General features: G+C 61.2%; 7 protein-coding genes. 2 read left to right on the forward strand and 5 right to left on the reverse strand.

The window, feature by feature from the left end:
* Positions 1–798: TonB-dependent receptor (locus KUO17_RS24805; protein ID WP_217978202.1), on the forward strand; the 798-nt coding region annotated here is incomplete at its 5' end.
* Between the two features lie 132 nt (positions 799–930).
* On the opposite strand, the gene KUO17_RS24810 is transcribed toward KUO17_RS24805, so the two are convergent.
* Both KUO17_RS24810 and KUO17_RS24815 read right to left on the reverse strand, forming a co-directional pair.
* On the reverse strand, positions 931–1884 hold the full coding sequence (locus KUO17_RS24810) for a pirin family protein (RefSeq protein WP_425274897.1): 954 nt from the start codon (positions 1882–1884) through the stop codon (positions 931–933).
* A 75-nt stretch (positions 1885–1959) separates the two neighbouring features.
* The gene (locus KUO17_RS24815) at positions 1960–2388 is read right to left on the reverse strand and encodes a DoxX family protein (protein WP_217978203.1); all 429 of its coding nucleotides are present in this window, start codon (positions 2386–2388) and stop codon (positions 1960–1962) included.
* A gap of 71 nt (positions 2389–2459) precedes the next feature.
* Between KUO17_RS24815 and KUO17_RS24820 the strand changes: the two genes are divergently transcribed.
* Entirely contained in the window at positions 2460–3350 is an 891-nt protein-coding gene (locus KUO17_RS24820) for a LysR family transcriptional regulator (RefSeq protein ID WP_217978204.1), read from the forward strand.
* A 56-nt stretch (positions 3351–3406) separates the two neighbouring features.
* On the opposite strand, the gene tssM is transcribed toward KUO17_RS24820, so the two are convergent.
* From tssM to vasI, 3 genes are all read right to left on the reverse strand, one after another.
* Positions 3407–7033 (reverse strand): type VI secretion system membrane subunit TssM, encoded by a 3627-nt coding sequence (gene tssM, locus KUO17_RS24825; protein ID WP_217978205.1) that lies wholly within the window; start codon positions 7031–7033, stop codon positions 3407–3409.
* Positions 7034–7043: 10 nt separating this feature from the next.
* Positions 7044–8498: a type VI secretion system protein TssA gene (gene tssA / locus KUO17_RS24830; protein ID WP_217978206.1), complete on the reverse strand. Its 1455-nt coding sequence runs from the start codon at positions 8496–8498 to the stop codon at positions 7044–7046.
* Positions 8486–9113, reverse strand: a 628-nt coding sequence (gene vasI, locus KUO17_RS24835) for a type VI secretion system-associated protein VasI (RefSeq protein WP_217978207.1), incomplete at its 5' end; no start/stop codon positions are given. The genes tssA and vasI, both read right to left, overlap by 13 nt.

Genomic DNA, 9113 nt, shown 5'->3' on the forward strand with positions numbered 1-9113 from the left:
GACTTCACCAATGAAATGACGGGCGCTGACTACGACATCAATGACTATGGGCTGATCAAACAGCCCAAATTGAGCGTGGTGTACTCGCCCTTCACGTTCGCCAGCCTCTATGCAAACTGGGGCCGTACCTTCCAGGTGGGCACCGGCGCTGCGGCCTACAAGGTGCCGCCACGCAACGAGGACCTGGCCCCTTCAATCAACGAAGGTTGGGAAACCGGCATCAAGTTCACCCCTGTCTCCTGGATGGATGGGCGCCTCGCCTACTGGCGCCAGGACGCTACCGGCGAAGTCAGCCGGCGTCTGAATGACCCCAGTGGCGAATCGGACAATGTGGGTGAGACCAAACGCTGGGGCTATGACCTGCAGATGAACATGCGCCCAGGTGAACGCACCGAACTGTGGATGTCCTACTCCTGGCAGTACTCGAAGATTCTTGAGCCAAGCGCAGCGCTGCCCGGCAGCAAAGGCAAGGAAATCGACCATGTGCCTCATCATCTGTACAGCGCCGGGGCCAGCTATCAGGCCACGCCTGCGCTACAACTGACAGCGTGGATGAACGGCCAGACCCACTACTACCTGGAGCGCGAAAACACCCAGGGCACCTATGGTGGCTATGTACTGATGAACCTCGGCGCGGTGTACAAGGTAAGCGAGACCCTCAGTGTGGACCTGCAATTGAAGAACCTCACTGATCGCTACTACGAATATGCGTGGTACGACCCGGATGGCGCGAATGCGTCGCTGCATTCTCCGGGAGATGGACGGGCGCTGTACGCGGGGTTGACCGTCGACTTCTGAGGCATGCAGCACGTCTTCCTCGCCCATCGCCTGACCCAGCACTTTTGCGAGCGCTGGCGTAGCGTACAGTGCGTCAGTGCCGTGCTGGGCGGTTGTGGCGGCAGGCTAGGCGATAAGTTGAACCGCGCTGTCTTATCCAAATATCGGCACTGTTCCAGATTTCGTGCGCCGGTCCCCCTCATCCTTCAATTGGCGTTCAAGCTCGCGGATGCGATTTTCGCCCTTTGTCAGGGCCTGCTCACTGGTATGGACCGAGTAGCAACCCAGGTGCAACTCATAAGGATGTGGCACCGCGGATCCCAGCACCAGGACTGCACCCTCGTCATCTGAGGCCTGGACGCTAATCACCCCCTCGCCGTTCTCGAACAGCACCATGTCGCCAGCACAAACCGCCACCCCGGCCACGGCGGCGCCGCTGGCCAGTGCAAGCCAGCCGACGGTATGACCCTCCGGTGGCTGGTAGTTCCAGCATTCGCCAGCGCGTAACGTCACCAACAGGTAGTTGACGCCAGCCGGCGCGGGCACCGGGCTCGCGACGCCCAGGTGAACACCAAGAATGACGTGGGCCGGGCCAGCAGCCTGCATGCCCTCCACTTCGATGTAACGGCTCTGCGGCTTGGCATTTTCGACGTCTCGGGGTAACGCGAGCCAGAGTTGAAAGCCCTGCACCCGCGTCACATCGGCGGGGGGCGACATTTCCTTGCCATGCCACACACCGCCGCCGGCGCTCATCCATTCCACGCCGCCGTAACCAATGGTCCCGCAGCCCGCATCCGGATCGTCGTAATCCAGCCGCCCCTGGGTGAGCACCGTGACCGTGGCGATCCCTGAATGTGGATGAATCGGCATCCCCCCGCCGACGACCATCGCGTGCAGGTCTGCCTGATCCATATCGAAAATATCGAGGAACACAAAAGGCTTGAGCGCCTGGCCCAGGTCGGACGGGCTCATCAACCTGACAATAGGGCCGTGCCCCTGGCCTCGGGTCAGGTGTTTAACACGCCGGGGGACAACTGGCGCGGTGCTGTCACTGCCGGCGGCAGGCGTCGGCAACCAAGTCACTTTTCCATCAAGAGGTGTTTTCATCGTCATTGAACTCCGATGCAGAAACCGAACAAGGGAGCACCCTGAATGGCGTGCTCCTGGGTTGACTCAATCCGATCAAGCCTTTTGCAGACGGCGCGCATCAAGGCTGAAACGCGCGGCACCGGCAACGGTCACCTGGAGCAAGCCACCGGCAATGGCCAGGTTCTTGAGGAAATGCACAGCCTGGTTCTGATCGGCAAAATCGTGATGAAACAAAATCGCCGCCATCACCGTGAACACCGCAAGCACCGTGGCGGTAAGGCGCGCCTGCAAACCCAGCAGTAACAACAACCCACCGCCGATCTCCACCACCAGGGCAATGGCGTAGATCACGCTAGGCAGCGGTAGACCTACAGAGGCGATGTAAGCCTTGGTGGCCGCGGCCGCACCCAGCTTGGAAAGGCCGCTTGCGAGAAACAGAAGCGCCAGCAGGACGCGGCCCAGCGCTGCAATTGAAGGGTGACGCATGATGGTTGATATCCCGTGAGTGAAATTAAGGAACATAGGTTATTGTTCCCGAACTCGATCCACTAGGCCCACAATGGGCGCCACTGCGTTCCCAAAGGAGGAACACCATGAATTTGGAAGATCTGCGTACATTCGTCGAAGTCGCAGACGCCGGCGGCGTTGCGCCAGGTGCCCGACGGCTGGGCATCGCGAAGTCCATTGTGAGTCGGCGCCTGGCCCGGCTGGAGGGGGCGCTGGGTGTGCAACTGCTCTTGCGCACGACGAGAGGCTCGGTGCTCACCGAAGAGGGCGTGACCTTCCTCGAACACGCCAGACGTGTGATCGTCGAGCTCGACGCGGCGCAAGAGACCTTCTCGCCACAAGGGGAAGTGCGCGGCCTTCTGCGAGTTGCTGCGCCGTTGTCATTTGGTGCCTCTCAGTTAGCGCCCGTGTTTGCTGAACTCGCCAAACGCCACCCTTCACTGCAAATGGATACTTCCTACAGTGATCGGGTGGTGGACCTTATCGGTGAAGGCTTTGATTGTGCCGTGAGGCTAGGCTTTCTGGCGGACTCAGGCCTGGTCGCACGAGGCATCTGCACATTCAGAGGGCGACTGGTGGCCAGCCCTGCATATCTGGAGGCGCACGGCACACCGCAAAACCTAGAGGACCTTTCACATCATCAAGCGGTTGCGAAGAAAGGAGAAGCGTGGCCATTAACAGACCGGGGCAAGACCGTCATCGTACGCCCACGAGGACGCTTTATCGCTGACAGTGGCGAGGCCATATTGGCAGGTGCCCTGGCCGGTCTGGGAGTGGCCGCACTCCCAGACTTCCTGACGCAATCGCATATCCTGGCGGGCAATCTGACGCCCTTGTTATCCGAGTACCCCGCGCCTGAAGCGGGGATCTACGTTGTAGGTCCGCCTGGCGCGTTCTCCTCGCGCAAGATACGGGCGCTGATTGATATCCTCATCGAACACTTCGGTGAGACTGCCCCGACGGCCGTAGCTTCATAAGCGCGCTCACGATCTCAACAGCCTGGCGTGACAACGGCGCCTTGAACCGAAGCCCTTCAGAGCGATTGCTCCCGCTTTTTTACGTCATCTACCGCCAGCAAAGTGCGCGGCAAGCTAAACCCCTGAAACGGCCGCCGCGTGAACGGGTTGAGCGTCTTCTCGGCTGTGATTCGATACCGCATCATCCCGTCTGTTATTCGAAAGCTCAGGTCCACACTGGTATCGGTCCGGCCATTGAGCTGGCCCCGGCTGAGCAGCCGGAACAGTGACCACGGCCCCTGAAAGCCCAGGCTGCTGCTGTTGCCCGCCGCATGAATCAAGGTCAGCCTGCTGCCGACACCCTCGCCCAGGGTATTGGGCCAGATCAGCCCGATACGATTGCTCGGCCCATGGCTGTAAGGAATGAGTTGGCCGTCCAACCCCAATACGCTGCTGCGCTTGTTGCCACTGAGCCCCAACGGCTCAAGGCTGAACTGCACGCCCAATGCCCCCTGATTGTTGAAGAAGGTCTCGCGGATGCGCTCGGCGGCCTGCATCTGCTCCAGCACTTCGTTGCGAATCAGGTAACCGCCGCGGCTGTCGGAGTACAACGCGTCGAGGTTGTCGCGAATGAAGGTCTTGAGGTATTGCTCGTGAAATTGCTGCAGCCGCCCGCTCGGTCCGAAGAATGCCTCGAAGTCTTCCAGTGATGCGTCGCTGCCTGCGGGGTTGAACGGATAACGGCCCGCCAGGCGTTGCTGGTAAAAGCTGTAGACGTCCGCGTACCAGAGCTTCTCCAGTTCACGCAGGGCCTCCACCACCAGCACCTGCGCCGTTTGATCAGCAAGTTTTTTCACCTGCTGATTCATTGGTTCAGGCAACCCTACGGCCACGCGCTGCAGGGTGCTGATGGGGTCTGGACCGGTCAGCGAGAAGCGCGACAGCACGCTGCTTAGTGCAGCTCGGCCGCGGTCGGGGCTGTCTTGCACTGCCTTCGCGTAGTGGTAGACATCACTCACCGCGCGCAGCGTTTCATCGTAGTACGCAGGCTGGTCACCTTTGGCCGAGAGCAAGTCGGACAGACCGGAGAACGCTCGACGTATCGCGATGGTTTGTTCGCGGCCTTGCGTTTGGGCTATGGCAATCATTGCCGGGTCTTCACCCTCTGTGGCCCCAGGCGTGCCCGAAAGCTCGCTGTTGTCCCGTACCGACTCCAGCAAACGACGCAATGGCGCCGCCGGCCCGGTCACTTGCTCCAGCACAGCCACCGCCTGATTCAGATCCTTGAAGTCGGTAATGGAAAACTGGTTCAGTGCTCGTCGCCAGGAATCTACATAGTCGGCGACATAGAGTGAGCGCAATCGCTCAGCCAGCGCCTTGCGGTCGGCTTCGGAATAATCGATCTGCCGACGCTCACCCAGCACCCACTGGTCGATCATCGCCAGCTCGGTGACGTTCTCGCTCTGCGGTTCGAAATACTCCTTGTAGCCTTTGACAGTCAACAGGGGCGGCAGAACGGCACCATCGATATCGCCCGACTTCGACTTCGCCGACACCGGCCGATAGACGACATCGAACGCCGGGCCAACCTCATTGCGCAGGTCTAGCCCCTTGTGCAAGTGTTCGTGTGCATCCTGCTTCAAGGTCATGTACACGCGCTGCTGCATCGGGATCTTGCGCAACACCTGCTGAGCTAGAGCCGCACGCTCACGGTACTGGGGCAAATCGGCATCGGCATATTTGAGCGCGTACTCAAGGTGACGCATCAATGCCGCCTGCACCTCACCCTGGCCTGGATAGGCCACCTGCCATTTGCGCGCCATCCACTCCTGCACGATCTTCGGACGTCGGTTCTGCCGGTCTTCGAGCATCCTGTACACACGCAGGGCGGCGAGTTGCTGATTGCTGCCTTCAGGCGCTGCGTTCATCGACTCGATCACCCCTCCCGCGATTGCGGGCAGGAAGCGCCGAGACAACAAGCTCAGGTAAGCCTGGTCGACCATGGGGCCGATGGATTTGCCCTGATACAGCCCGAAGTCAGCCACACCGGGCCAAACGCTGCGGTAGTCGCCAAACACCGCAACAGCATCATGGATTTGATCCAGGGGTGCCAGGAGGTTGCGCCCGGTGACATCGACACGGGTATCAATGTCACTCCCGCTGAACTCATGGCTTTTGCTCAGTACACTGTCGGCCTTGATGCGGTTGATCCCGAAATAGTGCTGCCAGATGCCGACCGAGAGAAGAATGCCCAGCCCTGCCACCCCGGAGCTGGCCAGAAGCATTCGCCGCTTGCTGGTAGCCACGTTGATGTTGTCTCCCGCCAGGCCTGCTTCCGGGTAGATCGCTTGCTGAAACAGATGCTGGGCGAAGTACACCTGGGCATTGCCTTGCGGCTTGGCCTCCGTTACTGCCGGCTCCAACTCATGCGGCTGCGCTGCCGCCATGACGAAGGCGTTGTGGGTCTGGCCTTGCTGAAGCACGGACGACAGGAACACGCCGCGCACCAGCGCCGGGGTGGTGAACCGATCGCTACCCAGCATCTCGCCGAGAAAGTTGGCCAACGTCGGGCTGGCGCCAGAGAGCACACCCAGCAGTGAAGTGATGCGCCGACGGGTTGCCACGTTCTGGGCGCGCGCCATGACATCAATGGCCTGTTCGCTGAGTACGCCGACGAACTGCTCAAAGCGTTGCGCGAACTCATCGAGCCAGGCGTCGTAATCCGCCACCGCGTCCAGGCTGAAGGTGAAACCCATGACCTCTTCACGTGTCGCGGCCGGCAACTGGGCGAACAACTCTTCGAAACCATCGAGCAGGTCGACCTTGCTCAACACCACGTACAAGGGCAGCCGTGTACCCAGTTCACGCGTGAGTTCGTACAGCCGGGTGCGCAGAACATGCGCCAGCTCCTTGCGCTGCTCCGGGCGCCGCTGCAACAAATCTACGATATTGACCACCAACACCACACCATTGAGCGCGCGGCGGCTGCGATGCTCCGTCAGCCAGCGCAACAGATGCGACCACAGCCGACCCTCGGTACCGGCCGGCAGCACAGGGCGGGATTTGCTCCTGGCTTGCACAGCCGGCTGCGCCGACGCGTGTTCTTCGCCTTCACGCTGGCTGATGAACTCACCGGGCGGGTCAATAAGCAACGCGTCATCGCCGATCCACCACTCCACCGGGTAGGCAAGTCGTTCGTCCTGAGCAACACGGCCCGGCTTCGTCACCCGGGTAAGGGCAAACTTCTGGTTCGAGCGCGTAATGAAACTGGTCTTGCCGGCATTCTCCTCACCCAGCACCACGTACCACGGCAGCTGGTACAACGACCGTCGACCGCGTGCATTGTTGAGGAAACTGGCCAGGCTGTTGTTCAGCGCCCGCTCCTGGGCTTGGACATACGCAAGGCAAGGATCCGCAGCTACTGCCTGCGCATGCTGGCGCTCGGCGTGCAGTTGCCTGTAGCGGTGTCGCATCAGCAGTGCCCAGAACAAGAGAGGGACCAACAGCACCAGCACCGACGCCAGAAGTCGCGCAGACAGCGCGGCCAATGGGGTGTGCTCCTGCCACATCCAGTGCGGCCCCAGCCACCAGATACCTAGCAGCACAAACAGCACGCCGATCAACATCAGCACCAGTGCCGCAGAGCGAAGCTGCTGCACAACTGGCCCGCCCCACCGCTTGAGGTGCTTCCCGAAATTTCCCATGATGATGCTCCTACCCCTTCATTCCTTGATCGGCCAGGTTCAAGCCCCCGCCGTGCTGCGCGATGCGTTTATAAAGATCGGGTTCCCAGATGTGGGCAGGCGTCGAGGCCATGAGGCGTGCGGCACTGGCGTACAGGTCATCGGCAAGCCACGAGAGCCCCTTGGCACTGAGCAAGTCGGCGGCAATCACGCTGGCATGGCAACGCTGACGCGGGGCGCCGTACTCCGATTGCAAGGCCTGCAGGCGCAGCAGGGTTACCTCGACCCCGTCACTGCTCATCTGCGCCACCAGCTCTTCACGCAGGTCTGCGTACTCGGGTGCCGGACCATTGGAACTGCCCCCAGACACGCTCGCGGACAGCCAGGCACGTGTCTGGTCGTCGACGAACGCCGAACCATCGCTGAAACACAGCTCCATTAGCGCCGGCACACGCTGAACAAAGCGCACGGCGCTCTGGCGAATGGCTTCAGCCACACTCTCCATTGCCAGGCGAGTTGCAACAGTCGCCGCCAGGTAGCTGCCGCGAAGCCAGAACGGTGAGGCAACCACACTTTTTTCTATGCGCAGGAGCAACGCAGGCTCGATGGACGAACCGCCAAGCGCCTCCTGATAGCCTTCAGCAACCTCTTTGGGTACAGCAGGCAGTTCAGTGCAGCGATCCCGCTTGATGGCGGGGGCGGTCTGGATATGTGCCCACAAGGCAAACCGTCGCAACAGGTAGCCGGTCGGGTCGTAAAGGTCTTGTTGGTTGACCAGCTCAGCCATGGTCAGCACGGCTCGCCGTGATTCGCGTTCACCGCCCAGCGCGCCGGCCTTTGGCACCACCCGCAAGGACTGAGCCACCGAGGCAGTGGACGCCACCGGGGCGGCCTCCTCCTGATGCTCACGCGGGGTGGTCGCTCGTTCGGCGCTGCGTATCAGCACGCGATCAAGCTCGACCAAAGCCGCCTCGTCCAATTGCGTCCTGGCCGCGCAGCCCTTCAGGCGGGCCACGGCGGCTAAGGCCACGGCGTGATGCTCACTGCTGAAACTGGTTCGCTCAAGTGCCGACACAGCCTCGCTCAACCGCTCGAGCATCAACTTGATCTGCTTGCGCTTGGCCAGATAGCCGGTCGGACCCGGTTTGGGATGGGCATTTTCCCAGAACAGGTCAACCATGCCCGCCAACACGCTGACCGCGTTGCTCCATTGAGACCAGCGAGGTTCGCGCAGCCATACCGTCACCAGATGCCCAACAATCCGAAACTGTTTGCACTGTGTGGTCAGGTAGTGGCGCGATGCTTCCTCGATGTATGGCCAGTCGATACTGCCTTGATGCAACCCGCCGAGCTTGACCATCTCCTGGTCGATGCCCTGATAGGTTTCGTCTTCAACATCGAACAACCCGGCTGGCGCCTGCGCGTCTATAGGCTCCAACAACGCGGCGACCAAAGAAGGAACATTCGGGACAGTCACCAGTGACATGCCTTGCGCTCCTCTTCGATCAGCGGCGCCAGACCGTCTGCATCGAACAACAACCCCTGCAGGCTGACCTCGTCACTGTGAACCTGAATGCGACTGCCACTGCCCAGGCGCTTGATCAGATCGACGGCGGGCAATCCTCGGCCGGCGTCGACCACCCAGCCGCCCTCAAGCACTCGCCAGGGGCGCGTCTGGGATATCGCGCGACCATCGAGCAACAACTGAATGTCTGCCGAATGGCGCGTAAGCGGCTCATCCAGAAGAAGCTGCAGTCGCGAAATGTTGGACTGGCAACTGATGGCCAGGTACACCCGGTGATCGGCCGCTTCGATAGCCGGTGCTGAAATCATCACCTGATCCAGCGGCATGACGGAGTTTTCCGGAGTGATCGACATGACGAAGCCTGACTGCCCTGCCTGGCGCCTTGCCTCATTGGCCTGCAAGAGCGCAATCGTGGGGGGCATCGCCCTCACCGCCGGTCGGGACTTGACCGCAGGGATGAGAATCGGGGTGCCGGCAGCCTGGTCAAAGCAGGCCAGGCGCTCCAGCGAAGAAACAATACGGGTGCAGTCCCGATCCGTCGCAGGCGTTGCCGCGACCTGTGCGGCACCAGAGGCA

The organism is Pseudomonas aegrilactucae (genome assembly GCF_019168305.1).
GTDB lineage: Bacteria > Pseudomonadota > Gammaproteobacteria > Pseudomonadales > Pseudomonadaceae > Aquipseudomonas > Aquipseudomonas aegrilactucae.